Here is a 20,278-nt window from a genome sequence, read left to right on the forward strand (position 1 = left end):
CCCATGACCGCACAGTTCCCGGCCTCTTGCCAGTATCCAGAATCCTGGTTACTGTCTGGTTCGTGAACGGTTTCGACGAGCGCTTCCTCACGCGCAACGGCCTGGCGGCGCGCCAGCTCGCGGTCCTCCTGATGGGCCACGAGGTGGAGACGCGGCTGCCGCGCGTGAAGGACTTCGCCCAGGAGCTGGGGTGCGGGAACGGGACCGTGCAGGCGGCACTGCGCCTCCTGGAGGAGGCGGGCGCCATCGCGACCGCCGCCCGAGGCCATCTGGGCACCTTCCTGATCCGCTCGGACCGCGCCATACTCTGGCGCCTCTCCGGCCTCGGCACCTTGCTGGCCGCGATGCCGCTGCCCTACTCGCGGCGCTACGAGGGCCTGGCGACGGGCCTGCGCGCCGCGTTCGAGGCGGCCGGCACGCCCTTCGCCATCACCTTCATGCGCGGTGCCGGCGACCGCACGGCAGCCCTCCTGGAGGGCAAGGTCGACCTGGTGGTCCTTTCGCGCCTCGCGGCCGACGGCCTGGTCGAGCAGCACAAGGACCAGTTGGCGCTCGTCGCCGACCTGGGCCCCGCCACGTACGTGGGCGCGCACGGCTTCCTGGTGCGGGACGGGGTCTCCCTGGACACGCCGGGGCTGCGCGTCGCGGTCGACCACGCCTCGGAGGACCAGCGCATGCTGGCCGAGCGCGCCTTCGCGGGACGTGACGACATCCAGTGGGTCGAGTCGTCCTACATGCAGCTCCGCGACCTGTTCGCGCAGAAGCAGGCCGACGCCACCGTCTGGAACCTCGACGAGGTGCAGGGCCGGCTCGGCATGGAGGTGGACGTGCTGCCACTGGGCGACGAGGTCACGCGCGATCTGGCGCTGCGCAACTCCAGCGCGGCGATCATCGGCAGGACGGAGGGCGCGAAGGCACTGTCCGCCGTGCGCGACGCCCTCGACCTCTCCCAGGTGGCACAACTGCAGTCCGAAGTGGTGCGGGGCGAGCGCATCCCCTCGTACTGACATCCAGACGCGGGTCGTTGGGCTCCCGGCTTCCGGGATCTTCTCGGCTCAAAATCCAAAATCCCGGTTACTGTCTTGATGGGAGGTCCCGTGGACGACCAACTAGCGCTCCGCATCCAGTTGTTCCAGGAGAGCGGCCAGGTCGGGCCGGAGGTCGCCGCGTTCGTGACCGCCGAACTGGCGGCGCTCGAGAACGAGGGGCACACCGTCACCGAGGAGAGCGCCGGGATGCTGACCAGCCATCTGATGATGGCGCTCACCCGGCTCATGGACGGCGCCCCGATCGAGCAGTTCCTCACGGACGACCAGGTCGCCGCCGAACTCGCCGACCATCCCGACGCCGTGGCACGCGCCCGGTCTCTCGCCGCACGCGCGCGTGCTGAGCTCGGACGGGCCCTGCCCGAGTCCGAGATCAACTTCCTGGCCATGCACCTCGCCGTCCTGGCGCAGCAGCCCGCCCGCTGAGCCCTCCCCCGGGCCCTGGGTCACAGAAAGAAGGAACCAGACATGACGAAGATCCTCACCGGCGGCGTCGGCAAGGTCGAAGTGGCCGACACCGTCAAGGGGCTCGGTCTCGACGGCGTCGAGGTCACCGTCTCCAGCGACATGGACGCCGCGATGAAGCTGCGCGCCGGCCAGGCCGACTACTTCCTGGGCACCTGCCACACCGGCGCGGGCGCCTCCCTCGGCGTGCTCGTCGGCTTGATGGGGCAGCCCGCCTGCCACACCTTCGGCCGTGGCGTACCGACCGAGGAGGAGGTCGACGCCCTCCTCGCGGACGGCAAGAAGGTGTTCGGCTTCTCCATGGACCAGATCGACCGGATCGCCCCGCTGCTCGCGCGGGCGATCGCGGCTCGCTCGTAGCCGCGCGGGACCCACCATGAACACAGCCACGGGCACCGTCCTCGCCGCGGGCGCCGACCTCGATCTCAGCCTCGCGCAACAGCTCACCGTGATCGCCCTGTGCGCGCTGACCGCGTTCATCTCGCACATGGCCCTGGCCGTCTTCAACGACGGCGTGCGCCCCTTCATGCTCGACTTCATCCAGGGGCGCTCCACCCGCAGCGCCACCACGGCCGTCTCGTTCGGCCTGTCGGCCGGGTTCATCTTCGGCCTCGGCGCGCCCATGGCCCTGTCCACGGGCGTCCTCAACCCGTGGCTGGTGTTCCTGCCCACCGACATCCTGGGCATCCTCTCGCCCAAGAAGTGGCTCGCGCCGATCCTGGGCGCCGCCTGGGGCGCGGTCGTCGTCTTCGGCCTGAACGGCGCGAACAACCTGGCGCACGACCTGCCCGTCGACTTCCTGACCGCGATGCAGCAGATGTCGACGCCGATCCTGTTCCTGTTCACGCTGTTCCCGGTGCTCGCCATCAGCAAGCAGTTCGGGCGCAAGTGGGGCGGCGTCGCGGGCGTCGTCGAACTGGCCCTCGTCGTCATGACGATGAAGCTGTGGCCGAACGTCTTCGCGGGCGCCATCGCCATGGCCGTCGGTGTCCTGCTGCTGATCGGCCTCGCGGTCGCCAAGGACCTCAGGCAGCGCAAGGCGGACCGGGCGAACGCCGTCGAGGAGATCCCCCCCGGCGACGACCCGATGGCGTCCCTGTTCAGCGCGAGCGCGGCGCGCCTGCGCAGGCACCTGCCGCTGTTCATGCTGCTGGGCGCGGGCGTCTGCGTCCTGGCCCAGATGCACATATTCGGCGGCGGTGAGGCGACCAGCTTCCTGATCGCCAAGGGGCAGTACGGGGAGGCGGCGCAGGTCGACTTCTACCGGGTCTTCGGCTTCATCCCGCTGATCGCGACGACGGCCCTGGCCTCCGGCGCGTACGGCATCGCGGGCTTCACGCTCGTCTACCCCATCGGCTACCTGCTGCCGAACCCGTTCGTCGCGGCCGTCGTCGGCGCCCTCGTCTTCGCCGTCGAGGTGCTCGCCCTGTCCTACATCGGCAAGTTCCTCGGCAAGCTGCCGAGCGTGCGCGACTCCTCGGAGCATCTGCGCAGCGCGATCAGCGACACGCTGCAACTGGCGATCCTGTTCGGCTCACTGATGGCGGCGAACGCGATGGGCGCCGGGCTCGGCATCCTCGTCGTGGGCGGCCTGTACCTGCTGAACGAGGCGATGGGGCGGCCCGTCGTACGGATGGCGGCGGCGCCCGCGGCCGTGATCGTCGGCGGGATCCTGCTCAACGTCCTGTACTGGCTCGACCTGTTCACGCCGATCAAGTCGTGAGCGGTCCGGTCGTCGTCGTGACCGGTCCGGCCACCACCGAGTTGATCAACGCTGCGTGAAATTCTCCCCAGATTTCGTCACTCTCCGTGAAACTTTCCCGGAACGCGAGGCGTTGAAGGGGTGAGCGGTCCACGACGGTGGCCGATCGCACCACCCGGTCCGCCGGGGCCAGTTCGCCGGAAAGGAACACCCACCATGCACACCACCACCCTCCACACCGTCACGGGCCCCCTTTCCTGCGAAGCCGTCCGCGGCCCCGCCCTCGCCCATGAGCACCTCGTCCTGGACCTGGACCGCGAGGGCGACGGCGGTGCCGTGCTCGACGCCGGGCGGCACGGCCCGGCCGTCGCCGCCGAACTGCTCGCGCTGCGTGACGCGTTCGACCTCTCCTTCGTCATGGAGCTGACCTGCCGCGGCATGGGGCGCGACCCGCGCGCGCTCGCCGCGCTCTCGCGCGAGACAGGGGTCGCGGTCGTCGCGGCGACCGGCTGGTACTACGAGCCGTTCCACACCCCGGAGGTGGCTTCGGCGAGCGTGGAGCAGCTCACGGAGAGCCTCGTGCGCGAGATCGAGGACGGCTTCGGTTCGAGCGGCATCCGGCCCGGCGTCCTCGGCGAGGTCGGCAGCCACGGTGACGTGCCGAGCGGACCGGAGGCCCGTTCGCTGCGCGCCGCCGCCCGGGCCGCCGTCGCCACAGGGCTGTCCGTCGCCACGCACGCCCAGCTCGGGCGCGGCGGCCTCGCCCAGCTCGACCTGCTCACCGCCGAGGGCCTGCCCCCGCACCGCGTCTCCGTCGGCCACCAGGACCTCCTGGACGACCCAGGTGTCCACAAGGAGCTGGCGGCGAGCGGCGCGTACGTCGCCTTCGACACGGTCGGCAAGGAGAGCTACCAGAGCGACGACACCCGCGTGCGTCTGCTGCTCGGTCTCATCGAGGCGGGGTACGCGGACCGGGCCCTGCTGAGCTGCGACATCTCCCGGCACGCGTACCTGGAGGCGGAGGGCGGACAGGGGTACGGGCATCTGTTCCGCTCGTTCCTGCCGCGACTGCGGGCGGCCGGGGTGGACGACGACCTGATCGACCTGATGACCCGGCGCAACCCGCTGCGCTTCCTGACCGGCGCGAGCACGGAGGAGATCTGACCATGCCCCGACCGAATCCCTCGGCGCCCTCCCTCCCCCGGACGTACCCGCTCGCCACCGTCCCCGTCGAGGAGGCCGCGGCACGGCAGTTCCGGCTGCTGGAGTGCACGGCCGCGCACTTCCAGGGCGCCGAGCTGTTCACCGCGGACGCCGGTGTGGTGCCCGGTCTCGGACGGCCCAGGACCACCGCCCAGGTGGAGGCCGTGCTCGCCGACTACTTCGGCGCCGAGGACGCCGCCCTCGTCCAGGGCGCGGGCACCGGTGCCATCCGGGCGGCGCTGAGCGCGGCGGTGAGCGCGGGCGATCCGCTGCTCATCCACCGGGCGCCCGTCTACCGCACCACCGAGGTCACCCTGCGCGGCCTGGGCGTACAGACCCACGGGGTCGACTTCAACGACCTGGACGCGCTGCGTGCCGCCCTCGGCTCCGGCCGGTTCCGCTGGGCGTACGTGCAGCACACGCGGCAGCGGCTCGGCGACTCCTACGACCCGGGCGAGGTGCTCGCCGCCTGCCGCGAGGCCGGGGTCCGTACGGTCGTCGACGACAACTACGCGGTGTTCCGGGTCCCGGCGGCCGGCGTCGAGCTGGGCGCCGACGCGTCCTGCTTCTCCCTCTTCAAGCTGCACGGCCCGGAGGGCGTGGGCGCCGTGGTGGGCGCCCGTGGCCTCGTGGAGCACGTCCGCGCGGACAACTACTCGGGCGGCGGGCAGGTCCAGGGCCACCAGGCGCTCGACGCGCTGCGCGCGCTCACGCACGTACCGGTGATGTGGGCGTTGCAGTCGAGAGTCGGCGCGGAGGTGGCCGAGCGTCTCGCGGCGGGCGAGGTGCCGGGCGTCAGCGACGTACGGATCGCCAACGCGCAGGACCGCTGTCTGCTCGTGCGCCTCGACCGGCCCGTCGCGCGCGAACTGCCCGCCGTCGCGGCGAAGTTCGGGGCGGCGCCCTACCCGGTGGGCTCCAACTCGCGCTACGAGGTGGCCCCGCTCTTCTACCGCATGTCCAGCTCCTCCCTCGACGACGCCCCGGAGCTCGCCGACTGGACGGTCCGGATCAATCCGATGCGGGCAGGTGCCGATCTGGTCGTCTCCGTCCTGCGCCGCTCACTCCACGAACTCAGCAAGGACTGACCGACCGTGTTCCTCGACAGCCTGCTCGCCCGCAACCCCGCGCTGACCGACGCGGCGACCGACCTGCACCGGCGCGGCGCGATTCCGCCGGACACCTATGTGATGGACCTCGACGCGATCGAGGGGAACGCGGCGCTGCTCGCCGCCGAGGCCGAGCGGCTCGGCCTGGACCTCTGGTTCGTCGTGAAGCAGCTCGGCCGCAACCCCGAGCTGATCAAGGCCATCGCCCGGCACATCCCGAAGTACGCCGCCATCGACCCGCCCGAGGCCCGCACCCTGCACGCGGCGGGCGCACGGGCGGGCAACCTCGGGCACCTCGTGCAGATCCCGCACCGGGCGCTGCCCGAGATGCTGGCGTGGCGCCCTGAGACGGTGACGGTGTACGACGCGGCGAACGCGCGGGCCGTGTCCGAGACCGCGCTGCGACTGGGCCTCGTCCAGGACGTGATGATCCGTCTAGAAGGCGCGGAGGGGTCGGTCTACCCCGGGCAGGAGGGCGGGGTCCCGCTCGCCGACATCGAGGGGTTCGCGGCGGCGGTGGAGCAGTGGCCCGGGGTGCGGATCGCGGGCGTCACGGCGTTCCCCTGCGTGCTGTGCGACCCGGTCACAGGGCTGCCCGCACCCACGCCGAACTTCGAGATCGCGCTCAAGGCACGCCAGACACTGGCCGCGCGCGGTCACGAGAACCTCAAGCTCAGCGCGCCCAGCGCCACATCCGTGGCGACGCTCCCCCTCCTCGCCGAGCTGGGCGCCACGCACGGCGAGCCCGGCCACTCCCTCACCGGCACCACCCCGCTGCACGCACGCGACCTCGACCAGCCCGAGAAGCCCGCCTATGTGTACGTCACCGAGGTCGCCCACACCCTCGCCGACGGCAGGCCCGCGGTCTTCGGCGGCGGCTTCTACGCGCGTTCCCACATCACGTCGGCGCTGCTCCCCCGCACGGGCCTGCGCCTCGGGGTGCAGGACGCGCCGCCGCAGAACATCGACTACTACCGCCTGCTCGACGCCCCGGGACCGGGTGCGGACGTACGGGCGGGCGACACCGCGCTGCTCGCCTTCCGCACGCAGATCTTCGTGACGCGCTCGACGGTCGCGGTGGTGGCCGGCCTCTCGACCGGCTCGCCCCGCCTGGTCGGGCTGTACGACGCACAAGGGAAGGCCGTCTCATGAGCAAGACCGTGATCGTGGTGGTGGACGGGTTCGGCGTCGGCGCGATGCCCGACGCCGGGGCGCTGCGCCCCGGCGACGTGGCGGCGGACACCTGCGGGCACGTCCTCGACCGCTGCCGGGAGGCGTTCGGCAGGCCGTTGCGGCTGCCCGTGCTGGGCGCGCTCGGCCTCGGCATGGTCCACCCGCACCCCGATCTGGCCCGGCGCACGCATCTGCCGGTGGCCGTGGGGAGGGTCGCGCTCGGGTATCCGGGAGCGGACACGTTCGCCGGGCACCAGACGATGATGGGCGCGGACTTCAGCCGGGTGACGGTCGCACGGCTCGCCGAACACCTGGACGAGGTCACCCGGGCGCTCACGGACGCGGGCCACGAGGTCGAACCGCTCGACGGCAAGCCCCTGCTGGTCGTGGACGGCGCGGTCCTGGTCCACGACAACCTGGAGGCGGACCCGGGGATCAACTGGAACGCGTCGGGCCGTCTCGACGCCATCGACTTCGCCGGGATCCTCGCCATCGCCCGTACGGTGCGGTCGGTCGCCCCGGTCGCCCGCGTCATCGCGGTCGGCGGCCATGCGGAGAAGTCACTGGACGCGTTCGTGCGCGCGGGCGACGGCGGCACGGTCGGCCTGGACACCCCGGCGACCGGTTTCTACCGCAACGGCGGGCTCCAGGTGCAGCACCTCGGCGCCGACCTCGACCACGCCCGGCAGCTCCCGGAGCTGGCGGCGCGGGCCGGCATCCCCGTGACGCTCGTCGGCAAGGCGGCGGACATCCTGGCCTGCGAGGCGGCCGTGCGGCGGCCCGCCGTCGACACGGCCGAGGTCCTCGCCCACACGCTCGACGCGGTGCGGGCCGACGGGGACGCGCTGGTCGTGGCGAATGTGCAGGAGTCCGACCTCGCGGGCCACCAGCAGGACACCGAGTGCTACGGACGCATCCTGGAACAGGTCGACGCGGGCCTCGCGGCGCTCCTCTCCCTGCTCACCGAGGTCGGCGACCGGCTGATCGTCACCGGCGACCACGGCAACGACCCGACGATCGGACACGCCTTCCACACGCGCGAGTACGTCCCCGTGCTCATCCACCGACCCGAGGCGCGAGGCGCCGAGCTGATGCCGGACGCGACGAGCCTGGCCGACGTGGGCGCCACCGCGGCGGCGGCGCTGGGCCTCGATCCGGCGGGCCTGGCCAACGGCACGGAGATACGGGCGGCCTCGACGCGGGCCGCCTGACACCTCCGTACGCATCTCCTGCCGATCCGCGCAGGGATCTCCATACAAGGGATCTCCGCACAAGGGATCTCCGTGCGTACAAGGGTGAGGGGCGCCCGCAGCAGCGAGCGCCCCTCTCCCCTCCGCGTACGGAAAGGTCACCGGACCATGGCGTCAGCCCATGAACTTCTTGAACTCGTCGGGCAGTTCGAAGTCCTTGCCGCCCTGCTGCCCGGCGCCGGGCAGGCCGAGCGCGCTTCCCGCCTCGGCGGCGGCGGCACGCCGGGCGGCCTCCTCCTGCTCCTGCTGCTTGCGCTTCATCGGGTTGCCGGAGCGCTGCTTGCCCTTGGCCTTCTTCGCCTGCTTCTTCTGCCGGGCACCGCCGCCGCCCATGCCGGGCAGACCGGGCATCCCCGGCATGCCGCCGCCCTGGGCCATGCGGGACATCATCTTGCGGGCCTCGAAGAACCGCTCGACCAGGTTCTTGACCGCGCTGACCTCGACACCGGAACCCTTGGCGATACGGGCGCGGCGCGAGCCGTTGATGATCGAGGCGTCCGCGCGCTCGGCCGGGGTCATCGACTTGATGATGGCGGCGGTGCGGTCGACGTCGCGCTCATCGAGGTTGTTGATCTGCTCCTTCATCTGCGCCATGCCCGGCAGCATGCCGAGCAGCTTGGAGATGGAGCCCATCTTCCTGACCTGCTCCATCTGCGCCAGGAAGTCGTCGAGCGTGAAGTCCTGGCCCTTCTTGGAGGCCAGCTTCGAGGCCATCTTCTCGGCCTCTTGCTGCGAGAAGGTCTGCTCGGCCTTCTCGATCAGCGTCAGCATGTCGCCCATGCCGAGGATGCGGGACGCCATGCGGTCCGGGTGGAACGCGTCGAAGTCGTCCAGCTTCTCGCCGTTGGAGGCGAACATGATCTGGCGGCCGGTGACGTGCGCGATCGACAGGGCCGCACCACCGCGCGCGTCACCGTCGAGCTTGGAGAGCACGACGCCGTCGAAGCCGACGCCGTCACGGAAGGCCTCGGCCGTGTTGACCGCGTCCTGACCGATCATCGCGTCGACGACGAACAGGACCTCGTCCGGCGAGACCGCGTCGCGGATGTCCGCGGCCTGCTGCATCAGCTCCTGGTCGATACCGAGGCGGCCCGCGGTGTCGACGATCACGACGTCGTAGACCTTGGACTTCGCGTACTCGATGGAGTCCTTGGCGACCTTGACCGGGTCACCCACGCCGTTGCCCGGCTCGGGGGCGTAGATGCCGACGCCCGCGCGCTCGGCGACGACGCTGAGCTGGTTCACGGCGTTCGGGCGCTGGAGGTCACAGGCGACGAGCAGCGGCGAGTGGCCCTGGGTCTTGAGCCAGTGGCCGAGCTTGCCCGCGAGGGTCGTCTTACCGGCACCCTGGAGACCCGCGAGCATGATCACGGTCGGGCTGGTCTTGGCGAAGCGCAGGCGGCGGGTCTCGCCGCCGAGGATGCCGATGAGCTCCTCGTTGACGATCTTGATGACCTGCTGGGCGGGGTTCAGCGCCTGGGAGACCTCGGCGCCGGCGGCCCGCTCCTTGACCTGCTTGATGAAGGCGCGGACGACGGGCAGCGCCACGTCGGCCTCAAGGAGCGCGATCCGGATCTCGCGCGCCGTGGCGTCGATGTCCGCCTCGCTGAGGCGACCCTTGCCGCGGAGATTCTTGAAAGTCGCTGCGAGGCGATCGGAAAGAGTGTCGAACACGGCGGTCGCGAATCCTCGGGTCGGTTGGCTCTACGGACAAGTGGCCTTCCAGGGTATCTGCCGCGACGCATTGGGTCAGCGCCCCGTCGGGGAGGCGGGTGGGCGCGGGCGCGGTACGGGTCCGTCCCGCGCCCCGCGCGGACACGGCCCGGGGCACGGCGGGCTTCCGAGCGGGGCGCTGCGGACGGCACGCGCCTCAGCGAGGACTACGGGTTCGCGCGCGCCCTCCACGGCGGAGACGGGCTGCAACCAGCCGCCTCCGCACTGGCGGGGGGGGGTGCTGTGGATCTTGAGCCGGGACGCCGCGGCCCCGCATCCGCACGCACCGGGTCGCGAGCCCGCTCCCCGCACCGCCTCTCCCGGCGGCAGGGCGCACACGCATCCCGCTCAACCACCACCCCCCGCTCCCACCTGCAGCGCCTTCTCGACCGCGTTCGCCACCGATGCCGCCTCCTGCGCCGGCAGGGGCGCGCCCTTGAGCCCGGTGACGTAGAACGCGTCGACCGCGTTCGCGCCCAACGTCGACACATGCGCGGAGCGCACCCGTACGCCGGATGTCTCGAATGCGCGACCGATGCGGTGCAGCAGGCCCGGCGCGTCCTGGGCGCGTACCTCGATGACCGTCGCGAGGCGGGAGTCCGCCGAGGCGACCGTGACCCGGGGCGGCGGCGCCACCGTGCCGCGCCGTCGCGGGTAGGCCGCGTCCCGTTCGGCGAGCCGTGCCGCGATGTCGAGCGAGCCGTCGAGGGCGCGGACGAGGTCGGCGCGGAGCCGGGTGGCCTGCGGGAGGGAGCCGTACTCGGCGGCGACCCGCCAGTTGAGGAGCAGCACCGAAGCGTCCCGCCGCTCGTCCTGGCCCCATGCGTCAGGGAGCGAGAGCGCGCGCAGCTCTGCCGTGCGCACCGTCAGCCGGTGCATGGCCAGGACACCCGACACGGCGGGCAGTACACCCGGCTGGTCCGGCACCGCGATCAACAGCTCCGCACCCAGCGGCTCCGGCGCGACCGGATCGACCGCCTGACCCGACTCGCCCGACTGACCCGGCTGGCCGGACCGGTCCGGGCGGTCCAGCCGGTCCGACTCCGGCGTGGGCTCCGAGTCCGTCCCGTCCGGCCGCGTGCGCAGCGAAAGCACCGGGCCGCCCGTGCGGAACGCCTCCACCGCGAGCCGTTCCTGCTCGGCGGTGGGCTCGGCGCTGTCGGAGGTGTCCGGGTCGGCGGGGGCGTCCCCGGCAAGCACCGCGGAGACCCGCTTGACCAGGTCGGTCACGAGGGAGCCGCGCCACGACGACCAGGCGGCGGGGCCGGTGGCCAGCGCGTCGGCCTCCGTCAGCGCGTGCAGCAGCTCCAGCGTGCCCTGCGAGCCGACCGCCTCGGCGACGGCCCGGACGGTCGCCGGGTCCTCCAGGTCGCGTCGCGTCGCGGTCTCGACGAGCAGCAGATGGTGGCGGACGAGGGTGGCGAGGACGGCGACGTCGGCCCGGTCGAAGCCGATCCGCGCCGCGACGTCCCGCGCGATGACCTCACCGGCGACGGAGTGGTCGCCGGGCCATCCCTTGCCGATGTCGTGCAGCAGCGCGGCGACGAGCAGCAGGTCGGGCCGGCCGACGCGGCGGGTCAGCTCGGAGGCGCGGACGGCGGTCTCGACGAGGTGCCGGTCGACGGTGAAGGTGTGGACGGCGTTGCGCTGCGGGCGGCAGCGGACCCGTTCCCAGTCGGGCAGCAGCCGTGTGATCAGCCCTTCGGCCTCCAGCGCCTCCCACACCTCGACGGTCGTGCGGCCCGCGCCGAGAAGCGTGACCAACTGCTCGCGGGCCTCGGCGGGCCACGGAGCGGGCAGCGGCCGCGTCCCCGCGGCCATCCGCCGGACGGCGTGCAGCGACAGCGGGAGACCGGCCTGGGCAGCGGCGGCGGCCGCGCGCAGCGGGAGCACCGGGTCCCGTTCGGGCCGGGCCGCGCGGGCGAGGACGACCTCGCCGTCCATCTCGACGACGCCCTCGGCGAGCGGCGAGCGTTCCACCGGCGCGCTCTTGCCGCCGCCCAGCATGGCCCGCAGCCGGGGCCGTACGGAGCGGGACTTGAGGACCCGGCCGACCTCGCGCCAGGTCACGTCGCTCGCGTACGACACCGTGCGCGCGGCCTCGTACACCTGTCGCAGGAGGACGTCGGCGTCGAGCAGGCCGAGTTCGGCGGCGACCTGGTCCTGTTCCTGGAGGGCGAGGCGGTCGGTGGCGCGGCCGGTGGCCAGGTGGAGGGCGTCGCGCACGTCGAGCAGGCGGCGGCGCGCGTCGGCGCGTCCCTCGCGCGGCGCGTCGGCCAGCCAGGACGCGGCGACGGCCCGCAGCGCGGTGTCGTCGCGCAGACCGCCGCGCGCTTCTTTCAGGTCGGGTTCGAGGAGGTACTGGAGCTCGCCCTGGCGTGCCGCGCGCTCCTCGCACAGTTCGCGCAGTTCGGGCAGGCGCTTGGGCGCCTGGTTGCGCCAGTCGGCGAGGACGGCGGTGCGCAGTCCGGCGGTGAGGCCGAGGTCGCCGGCGAGGTGGCGGGCGTCGAGGAGCCCGAGCTGCACCTTGAGGTCGTCGCCCGCGGTCTTGCGCGCTTCGGCGGGGGTGCGGACGGAGTGGTCGAGCGCGAGGCCGAGGTCCCAGACTGGGTACCAGATGCGGTCGGCGAGCGCGGCGACCGCGCCGGGGTCGGCGGTCCCGTCGTGCAGGAGGAGCAGGTCGAGGTCGCTGCGCGGGGAGAGTTCGCCGCGCCCGTAGCCGCCGACGGCGACGAGCGAGACGCCGCCGTCCGGGATTCCCGGGCCGAACAGGCGGGTCAGCCAGTCGTCCGTCAGTTCGGCGAGGGCGGTACGGCGCGGCGGCCCGGACCGCGCCCCGTCCTGGAGGAGGCGCAGCCGGGCCGCCGCGTAGCCGCTGGGCCGGTCGTCCGCTGCTTCGGTCCGTACATCGTTCCCATTCGCCACGCGGCGGCTCCCGTCCTGCTCAGCGACGCATCGCTGGTCGAATCGCTGGTCGAATCGCTGATCGCGTCGGTTACAGGGCGTCCGGCCCGCGCTCGCCGGTCCGGACGCGGATCGCCGTCTCGACGGGGACCGCCCAGACCTTGCCGTCGCCGATCTTGCCGGTGCGCGCGGCCTTCACGACGACTTCGAGGAGCTGCTCGGCGTCGTCGTCCTCGACCAGGACCTCGATACGGATCTTGGGGACGAGGTCGACGGTGTACTCGGCGCCGCGGTAGACCTCGGTGTGGCCGCGCTGGCGGCCGTAGCCGCTGGCCTCCGTGACGGTCAGGCCCTGGACGCCGAAGGCCTGGAGGGCCTCCTTGATCTCGTCGAGCCGGTGCGGCTTGACGACCGCGGTGATGAGCTTCATGCGTCCACCTTCTTCGTGTTCTGGATTGTCTGCGCGGCGGGCGTGGCCGGGACGGCGGTGCGGGCGATGGAGCCGCCGCCCGCACCGGCGAAGTCGTAGGCGGTCTCGGCGTGCTCGACCTGGTCGATGCCGGCGACCTCGTCGTCCTCGGAGACCCGCATGCCGAGGGTCTTGTCGATGAGGAGGGCGAGGAGCGCGGAGACGATCAGCGAGTAGGCGAGGACGCCGCCGACACCGGCGCACTGCTTCCAGAACTGGGTGAGGCCGCCGCCGTAGAAGAGACCCTGGGCGTCAGACTGGCCGCCGCCCGTGGCGAAGAAGCCGATGAGCAGGGAGCCGACGATGCCGCCGACCAGGTGGACGCCGACGACGTCGAGCGAGTCGTCGTAGCCGAACTTGTACTTGAGGCCGACGGCCATGGCGCACAGCACACCGGCGATGGCGCCGACGGCGATCGCGCCGAGCGGCGAGATCGCACCACCCGAAGGAGTGATGGCGACGAGCCCGGCGACAGCGCCGGAGGCGGCGCCGAGGGAGGTGAACGCGCCGTGGCGCAGCTTCTCGTAGATCAGCCAGGCGAGCATGGCGGCGGCGGTGGCGACCTGCGTGTTGACGAACATCAGCGCGCCGACGCCGTCGTCGTTGCCGAGCCACGAACCGGCGTTGAACCCGAACCAGCCGAACCACAGGAGACCGGCGCCGAGCATCGTCCAGGGCAGCGAGTGGGGCCGCATCGGGTCCTTCTTGAAGCCGACGCGCTTGCCGATGACGAGGATGACGCCGAGGGCGGCGGCACCTGCGTTGATGTGCACGGCCGTGCCGCCCGCGAAGTCGATCACACCGAGGTCGAAGGCCCAGCCGCCGGTGCCCCACACCCAGTGGGCGACGGGGAAGTACACGATCGTGGCCCACAAGGTGATGAACAGCGCCCAGGCCGTGAACTTCACGCGGTCCGCGAGGGCGCCGCTGATCAGGGCGGGCGTGATGATGGCGAACATCAGTTGGAAGACGGCGAAGACGTAGACAGGGATGGTGTAGCCGTCCCAGAGCTGGGTCAGGCCGACCCCGCTGAGGCCGACGAAGTCCCCGTCCCAGCCGAGCAGCGACCCCTTGTCGGTGCCGAACGCGACCGAGAAGCCGTACAGCACCCACAGGATCGTGACGATCCCGAGGCTGATGAAGCTCATCATCAGCATGTTCAGGGTGCTCTTGACGCGGACCATGCCCCCGTAGAAGAAGGCGAGGCCCGGTGTCATCAGCATCACCAGGGCGGAGCAGATCAGCATGAAGCCTGTGTTCGCGGCAGAGAGTTTCGGAGCTTCTGCGGCGAGCGTGATGGCGGCAGGTGCCATCGGCGTCTCCTCGTCGTCGGTAGGGCTCCGTGCGGGCGAAGCCTGGAGTCGGGCATGAGGGGTGGGCCGTTATGCGCCAGACTCTGGCCCAGCGCGGTTTCGGCGGAGGCCCCTCGATGTTTCGACGCAGTGACGAAGAGGTCCTGGGTGTTACGCCTGCATGAAGCGGCGGCACGGCGAACCGGCCGCGGTCTTCCGTCTCCGGTGACCTGGCATGGGGGAGCCGAGTCGGGCTGTTACGGGGACGGTCGGCCGCGGCCGGCGTGTGTGGGGTGTCAGACCGCGGCTTCCGCGGTCTCGGGCAGATGGGCGGCGAGCTGTTCGGTGAGCTGGATGACCTCGGCGACGTCCCCGAAGTCACGGACGGCGGTGTCCACGGTCTTGCGGATACGGGTGTTGACGCGCTCGGAGCGGACCTTCTTGGCGATCCCGAGCGCCTGCTCCGCCATGACCGTGGCCTGCTCGGGCTCCTTCTGGAGCAGGTGCACGGTGGCCATGCCGATCAGGTTGAGCGCGTACGAGCGCTGGTGCTCGAAGTCCTTGCCGAAGAGGTCGACGGCCTGCTGCATGACCGGTTCGGCCATCGACGCGTAGGTGGGGCTGCGCCCGGCCACATAGGCGAGATCGCGGAAGGAGTGGCTGTTCTCGCCGTGGAGCTCTGCCTCGGAGAAGAAGCGGATCCAGTCGGGGTCCGGGTCGTCCCACTCGTCGGCGTCGGCGAAGGTGTCCTCGGCCATGCGCACGGCCCGCTTGCACTTGCCGGGCTGGCCCATGTTGGCGTAGGCGCGGGCCTCCATCGCATACAGCATGGACTGGGTGCGGGGACTGGCGCAGTCCCGACTGCCGTACTGGGCGAGGTGGATGAGTTCCAGGGCGTCCTCGGGGCGGCCCAGGTGGATCATCTGGCGGCTCATGCTGGACAGGACGTAGGAGCCGAGCGGCTTGTCGCCCGCCTCCTTGGCGGCGTGCAGGGCGAGCACGAAGTACTTCTGCGCGGTGGGCTGCAGGCCGACGTCGTAACTCATCCAGCCCGCCAGCTCGGCGAGTTCGGCCGCCACCTTGAACAGGCGCTTGGTGGTGGCTTCGGGCTGCGGTTCCTGGAGGAGGTCGGTCACCTCGTGCAGTTGTCCGACGACGGCTTTGCGGCGCAGACCGCCGCCGCACTGGGCGTCCCACTGGCGGAACATGACGGTGGTGGACTCGAGCAGGTCGAGCTCGGGCCTGGAGAGACGGTTCCCCCGGCGCTGCGCGGCGGCGTCGGGGTCGGCACCGGCCGTGGCGCCGCTCGGCCCCGGCACGAGCCAGCGCTGCATGGGCTCGATGAGCGAGGGCCCCGCGGCGAGCGCGAGGGAGCTGCCGAGGAAGCCGCGGCGCGCCAGCATCAGGTCGCTGCGCGAGAACTCACCGATGAGGGCGACGGTCTGCGGCCCGGTCCACGGCAGGTCGACGCCGGAGACCGAGGGCGCCTGGTGCGCGGCGCGCAGTCCGAGGTCCTCGACGGCGACCACGCAGCCGAACCGCTCCGAGAACAACTCGCTGAGGATGCGTGGGATCGGCTCGCGCGGGTTCTCCCCGTCGAGCCAACGCCGCACACGCGAAGTGTCGGTGGAGATGTGGTTCGCGCCCAACTGCCGCGCCCGGCGGTTCACTTGGCGCGCCAGCTCACCCTTCGACCAGCCGCTGCGCACGAACCACGAGCCGAGCAGTTCGTTCGGGCGCTTCTCAGCGTTCGTCACGCTTCCGCCGCTGCCGCCCACTGGAACGCCCCCATCCCTTGAACCGTCTAAGGCATTCAACTCAACGCCACGTCCTGTCGGCCTCTTCTGCTGCGAGCCCTACCCGCAAGCCCTATCAGAATGCCGCCAACTACTGCTCGCCGTCCGCCAGTTGTCACTCGTCGAACAGAAAGACGACTTGCCTGCGGCATACCCACGGGTGCATGTACCCCGAGGATCCGTGTACTGAAAGTAATCCTACGATCACCCCTCCGGCGAGGGCGAACACAGAAACGCCACCATTCGCCACCCCTTCGAATGAACTCAAGCGCCGCCACACGCGATTCACTTGAAATAGGACAGCCGGAAGTCGGCGAAACGGAGTGCGCGAGGGCGCGCGGCGACGGGCGCACCACCCCGGATGCGACTGAACGCCGCCCCGACCAGGCGGCTCGTACACACTGGGTCACGATCCGGTTCCGGCGCGTAACCACCAGCGCGCAGTACCCGTTGGAGGGGGCATGGGCTTCACGATCGGCGGCATTCGCGAGATGCGCTCCGGGTCACGTCGTCGCGGCCGCACGTCCGGCCGCGCATCGGCCTGCACCGCGGTGGCGGAGTTCACCGGACTGTGGGGCTGGGACGTGGTGCCCGGCGCGCGGGCCGCGGGCCCCCACTGCTCCTGCGGCAAGGCGGACTGCCCGGTGCCCGGCGCGCACCCGCTCGACCCGGCCGCGGTGGTCCCGGCCGGCGCCACCCTCGATCAGGTGACCGAAGCGTGGGGCCGGTTCCCCGGCGCCTCCGTCCTGCTCCCGGTCGGCCGCGCGTTCGACATCATCGACGTCCCCGAGCCCGCGGGGCGTCGCGCCCTGATCCGCCTGGAGCGGATGGGCCTCCCGCTCGGCCCGGTGATCGCCACCCCCGAGGGCCGCGCGCACTTCTTCGTGGCGCCTGGCGCCGCCGCCCAGTTGCCGACGCTGCTGTACCGCACGGGCTGGGACGACGCGGCGCTCGACCTGCACGCGCTCGGCCCCGGCGCGTACATCACGGCCCCGCCCTCCGACCGCGCGGGCCTCGGCCCGGCGACCTGGCTACGCGCGCCTTCCCTGGACACGTCGACGCAGCCGCCGCAGGCACGGCTGCTCCTGGGGACACTGGCGTACGTGGCTCATCGCTCGGCCTGGGCATGAGGCAGCACGCCCCGCTGATCATGACGAACGGCACGCCCGGCGCATGACGAAGGGGGTGGGAAGGTGCGGGTTCGGCCCGCACCTTCCCACCCCCTTCGCCTTCGGCGCCGTCCGGGCTACTCCCCGATCAGCGCGTCCACGAACGCCTCGGGCTCGAACGGCGCCAGGTCGTCGGGGCCCTCGCCGAGACCGATCAGCTTGACCGGCACGCCCAGCTCCCGCTGGACCGCGACGACGATGCCGCCCTTGGCCGTACCGTCCAGCTTCGTCAGCACGATGCCCGTGATGTCGACGACCTCGGCGAACACGCGCGCCTGCACGAGCCCGTTCTGCCCGGTCGTGGCGTCGAGGACGAGCAGCACCTCGTCGAGCGGCGCGTGCTTCTCCACGACGCGCTTGACCTTGCCGAGCTCGTCCATGAGGCCGGTCTTGGTGTGCAGACGGCCGGCGGTGTCGATGAGGACGACGTCCGCGCCCTCGGCGATGCCCTCCTTGACGGCGTCGAACGCGATGGAGGCCGGGTCGCCGCCCTCGGGCCCGCGCACCGTCTTCGCGCCGACCCGCTCGCCCCAGGTCTGCAGCTGGTCGGCGGCGGCGGCGCGGAACGTGTCGGCGGCGCCGAGCATCACGTTCTTGCCGTCGGCGACGAGCACGCGCGCGAGCTTGCCGGTGGTGGTCGTCTTGCCCGTGCCGTTGACGCCCACGACCATGACGATGCCCGGGGTGTCCAGGTTCGAGTCGGTCTTGACCGTGCGGTCGAACTCCGGGACGAGCAGCGTCAGGAGTTCCTCGCGCAGCAGCGCCCGCAGCTCCTCGGGGGTGCGGGTGCCGAGCACCTTGACGCGCTCGCGCAACCGGTCGACCAGCTCCTGGGTGGGCTGGACGCCGACGTCGGCGGTGAGCAGCGTGTCCTCGATCTCCTCCCAGGTGTCCTCGTCGAGGTGCTCGCGGGAGAGCAGGGTGAGGAGTCCCTTGCCGAGCGCGTTCTGCGAGCGGGAGAGCCGGGTGCGCAGGCGGACCAGGCGGCCCGCGGTGGGCTCCGGCACCTCGACCGCCGGAGCGGCCGGCTCCTCGACGACCTCCTCGGTGACCGGTTCGGCGACCGGGAGGTCGACCTCCTCGATCGTGCGCCGCGCTTCGTCGCGCGGCGTCTCGGCCTCGTCGCCGACGTGCGGCTCGGTGGGCGGGGCGGTGGTGATGTCGGGCGCCGAGGGCGGCGGTGGCGGCAACTGCTTCTTCTTGCGGCTGCCGACCACGAGCCCGCCGAGCGCGCCGATCACGACCACGGCGATGACTACAGCAAGGATGACGATTTCCATAACCCGTCCAGTATCAGCCATGGGGCCCCGGCGGGACCGCTCTCGTCGCATCCTCCAAGGGACAAAGGTCTCCGCAAGGTATTACTCGGACTAAACTACGATGGAAGAGGGTGCATCAACGCGCGTAGAGTCCTCGCGAGCTTTCCCTCGCGAACGTCTCGCGGACACGCACCCCGCGCACCCCTCGCGAGCTCTCCCTCCGCCCCACCCCACAGAGGCACGGAACCCCACCGCATGAGCAAGACCGCCGAATCCGAAGGCGCCCTGGAGACGCGCGGCATCGAGCCCGTCCCCGATGCCGAGCGCACCGCCAAGACCCGCGAGCTGTTCCCGACGTGGGTCGCGGCCAACATCAGCGTGCTGCTGCTCACGATGGGCGCGAGCCTCGTCGTGGCGTACAAGCTCAACTTCTGGCAGGCCATCGTCGTCGCGATCGCGGCGCCGATCGTGTCGTACGGGCTCGTCGGCCTGATCGGCATCTCGGGCAAGCGGGGCGGCGCCCCCGGCATGGCGCTGTCGCGCGCGGTCTTCGGACAGCGCGGCAATCTGCTCCCCGGTTCACTCATCTGGGTCGCCCGCTGGGGCTGGGAGACGATCAACGCGGTGACGGGCGCGTACGCCGTGCTCACCGTCCTCGACATCCTGTTCGACATCAAACAGAACAACTTCCTGGTCATCGTCACCCTGCTGTGCTTCGTGGTCGCCACGTTCGCGATCTCCGGCCTCGGCATCAACGCCGTGCAGAAGTGCAACAAGTACGCGACCTATCTGTTCGGCCTGTTCACAGCGCTGGTCCTGGTCTACCTGATCGTCGACACCGACTGGTCGAAGGTGTTCGACCAGCCCGCGGGCAAGACGTCCCTGATGGTGGCGGGCATCGGCCTGATCGCCGCCGGTGGCGTGAGCTGGATCCCGGCCTCCCCCGACTTCACGCGCTACCTGCCGCGCACCGCCTCCTCCAAGGCGATCGTCGGCCACTCGATCGGGGGCGCCGGCATCGTCGTCCTGCCGATGGTCCTGATGGGCGCGGTCATGGCGGTCTCCACCCCCGACCTCGCCTCGGCGGCCGACCCGGTCTCCTTCCTCGGCGAGATCCTGCCGATGTGGATCGCGGTGCCGTACCTGCTGATCGCGCTCGTCGGCATGCTGCTGATCAACGCCATGTCGATGTACTCGGCCGGCTTCACCGCCCAGACCCTCGGCTTCAAGGTCCCGCGCCACTGGGCCGTCTCGGTGAACGCGCTGATCTCGCTGGTCTTCGGCGGCATCCTGATGCTCGTCGCCACCAGCTTCATGGGCTCGTTCATCGCGTTCCTGTCGCTGCTCGCGGTCGCCTTCTCCGCATGGGTCGGCGTCTTCGGCGCGGACATGTTCTCGCGCAAGCACTACGACCCCGCCGCCCTCGTCGACACCACGCGCACCAGCGCCTACTGGTACAAGGGCGGCTTCTCCCCCGCCGCCGTGATCGCCTGGGCGATCGGCCTGGTCGCGGGGCTGCTGTTCACCACGTCGGACTGGTTCACCGGGCCGCTCGCCACGAACAACTTCATCGGCGAGTACGGGCTCGGCTGGATCGTCACGATCGTCGTCTCGGGCCTGCTGTACCTGGTGCTGCCGAAGCCCGTGGACAGGACCACGGCACCGGCGGAGGCCGAGGAGCCCGCCCCCCTGGCTGTCTGACGCTCCGTCAGCTACCGTCCCCCTTCA

16 protein-coding genes are annotated in these 20,278 nt (G+C 71.5%); 10 read left to right on the forward strand and 6 right to left on the reverse strand.

The window, feature by feature from the left end:
• Positions 1 to 62 precede the first annotated feature (62 nt).
• The 8 genes from yhfZ (at position 63) to ABZ877_RS05935 (ending at position 7,909) form a co-directional block, all read left to right on the forward strand.
• Entirely contained in the window at positions 63 to 1,007 is a 945-nt protein-coding gene (gene yhfZ / locus ABZ877_RS05900; protein WP_361065005.1) for a GntR family transcriptional regulator YhfZ, read from the forward strand.
• 90 nt (positions 1,008 to 1,097) lie between these two features.
• Positions 1,098 to 1,472 (forward strand): PRD domain-containing protein, encoded by a 375-nt coding sequence (locus tag ABZ877_RS05905; RefSeq protein ID WP_361065007.1) that lies wholly within the window; start codon positions 1,098 to 1,100, stop codon positions 1,470 to 1,472.
• 42 nt (positions 1,473 to 1,514) lie between these two features.
• Positions 1,515 to 1,871 (forward strand): DUF2620 domain-containing protein, encoded by a 357-nt coding sequence (locus tag ABZ877_RS05910; RefSeq protein ID WP_361065010.1) that lies wholly within the window; start codon positions 1,515 to 1,517, stop codon positions 1,869 to 1,871.
• Positions 1,872 to 1,887: 16 nt separating this feature from the next.
• The gene (locus tag ABZ877_RS05915) at positions 1,888 to 3,234 is read left to right on the forward strand and encodes a YhfT family protein (protein WP_361065013.1); all 1,347 of its coding nucleotides are present in this window, start codon (positions 1,888 to 1,890) and stop codon (positions 3,232 to 3,234) included.
• 195 nt (positions 3,235 to 3,429) lie between these two features.
• Complete coding sequence (locus tag ABZ877_RS05920; protein ID WP_361065016.1) at positions 3,430 to 4,377, forward strand: phosphotriesterase; 948 nt, start codon at positions 3,430 to 3,432, stop codon at positions 4,375 to 4,377.
• Between the two features lie 2 nt (positions 4,378 to 4,379).
• The gene (locus ABZ877_RS05925; RefSeq protein ID WP_361065019.1) at positions 4,380 to 5,504 is read left to right on the forward strand and encodes an aminotransferase class V-fold PLP-dependent enzyme; all 1,125 of its coding nucleotides are present in this window, start codon (positions 4,380 to 4,382) and stop codon (positions 5,502 to 5,504) included.
• A gap of 6 nt (positions 5,505 to 5,510) precedes the next feature.
• Positions 5,511 to 6,677: an alanine racemase gene (locus ABZ877_RS05930; RefSeq protein WP_361065022.1), complete on the forward strand. Its 1,167-nt coding sequence runs from the start codon at positions 5,511 to 5,513 to the stop codon at positions 6,675 to 6,677.
• The gene (locus tag ABZ877_RS05935; protein ID WP_361065025.1) at positions 6,674 to 7,909 is read left to right on the forward strand and encodes a phosphopentomutase; all 1,236 of its coding nucleotides are present in this window, start codon (positions 6,674 to 6,676) and stop codon (positions 7,907 to 7,909) included. Before ABZ877_RS05930 ends, ABZ877_RS05935 begins: the two co-directional genes overlap by 4 nt.
• A 153-nt stretch (positions 7,910 to 8,062) precedes the next feature.
• On the opposite strand, the gene ffh is transcribed toward ABZ877_RS05935, so the two are convergent.
• The 5 genes from ffh to ABZ877_RS05960 all read right to left on the reverse strand — a co-directional run bounded on the left by ffh (position 8,063) and on the right by ABZ877_RS05960 (position 16,104).
• Positions 8,063 to 9,622, reverse strand: coding sequence for a signal recognition particle protein (gene ffh / locus ABZ877_RS05940; RefSeq protein WP_361065028.1), 1,560 nt, complete (start codon positions 9,620 to 9,622; stop codon positions 8,063 to 8,065).
• A 387-nt stretch (positions 9,623 to 10,009) separates the two neighbouring features.
• Positions 10,010 to 12,586: a [protein-PII] uridylyltransferase gene (locus ABZ877_RS05945; protein WP_361065031.1), complete on the reverse strand. Its 2,577-nt coding sequence runs from the start codon at positions 12,584 to 12,586 to the stop codon at positions 10,010 to 10,012.
• Positions 12,587 to 12,656: 70 nt separating this feature from the next.
• A complete protein-coding gene (locus ABZ877_RS05950) occupies positions 12,657 to 12,995 on the reverse strand; it encodes a P-II family nitrogen regulator (protein WP_361065033.1) in 339 nt (112 codons plus the stop codon).
• Positions 12,992 to 14,347, reverse strand: a complete 1,356-nt coding sequence (locus ABZ877_RS05955) for an ammonium transporter (protein WP_361065036.1) — start codon at positions 14,345 to 14,347, stop codon at positions 12,992 to 12,994. Before ABZ877_RS05955 ends, ABZ877_RS05950 begins: the two co-directional genes overlap by 4 nt.
• A gap of 275 nt (positions 14,348 to 14,622) precedes the next feature.
• On the reverse strand, positions 14,623 to 16,104 hold the full coding sequence (locus tag ABZ877_RS05960; RefSeq protein ID WP_361065039.1) for a hypothetical protein: 1,482 nt from the start codon (positions 16,102 to 16,104) through the stop codon (positions 14,623 to 14,625).
• A gap of 479 nt (positions 16,105 to 16,583) precedes the next feature.
• Here ABZ877_RS05960 and ABZ877_RS05965 point away from each other — a divergent pair, with 479 nt between their 5' ends.
• On the forward strand, positions 16,584 to 17,252 hold the full coding sequence (locus ABZ877_RS05965; protein ID WP_361065042.1) for a bifunctional DNA primase/polymerase: 669 nt from the start codon (positions 16,584 to 16,586) through the stop codon (positions 17,250 to 17,252).
• Positions 17,253 to 17,368: 116 nt separating this feature from the next.
• Here the strand turns inward: ABZ877_RS05965 and ftsY are convergent, their stop codons facing one another.
• The gene (ftsY, locus tag ABZ877_RS05970; protein ID WP_361065045.1) at positions 17,369 to 18,571 is read right to left on the reverse strand and encodes a signal recognition particle-docking protein FtsY; all 1,203 of its coding nucleotides are present in this window, start codon (positions 18,569 to 18,571) and stop codon (positions 17,369 to 17,371) included.
• Positions 18,572 to 18,805: 234 nt separating this feature from the next.
• On the opposite strand from ftsY, the gene ABZ877_RS05975 reads away from it, so the two are divergent.
• Positions 18,806 to 20,251, forward strand: a complete 1,446-nt coding sequence (locus ABZ877_RS05975) for a cytosine permease (RefSeq protein WP_361065048.1) — start codon at positions 18,806 to 18,808, stop codon at positions 20,249 to 20,251.
• The last annotated feature ends 27 nt before the right edge of the window (positions 20,252 to 20,278 follow it).

The organism is Streptomyces sp. NPDC046939 (assembly GCF_040644575.1).
Taxonomy (GTDB): domain Bacteria; phylum Actinomycetota; class Actinomycetes; order Streptomycetales; family Streptomycetaceae; genus Streptomyces.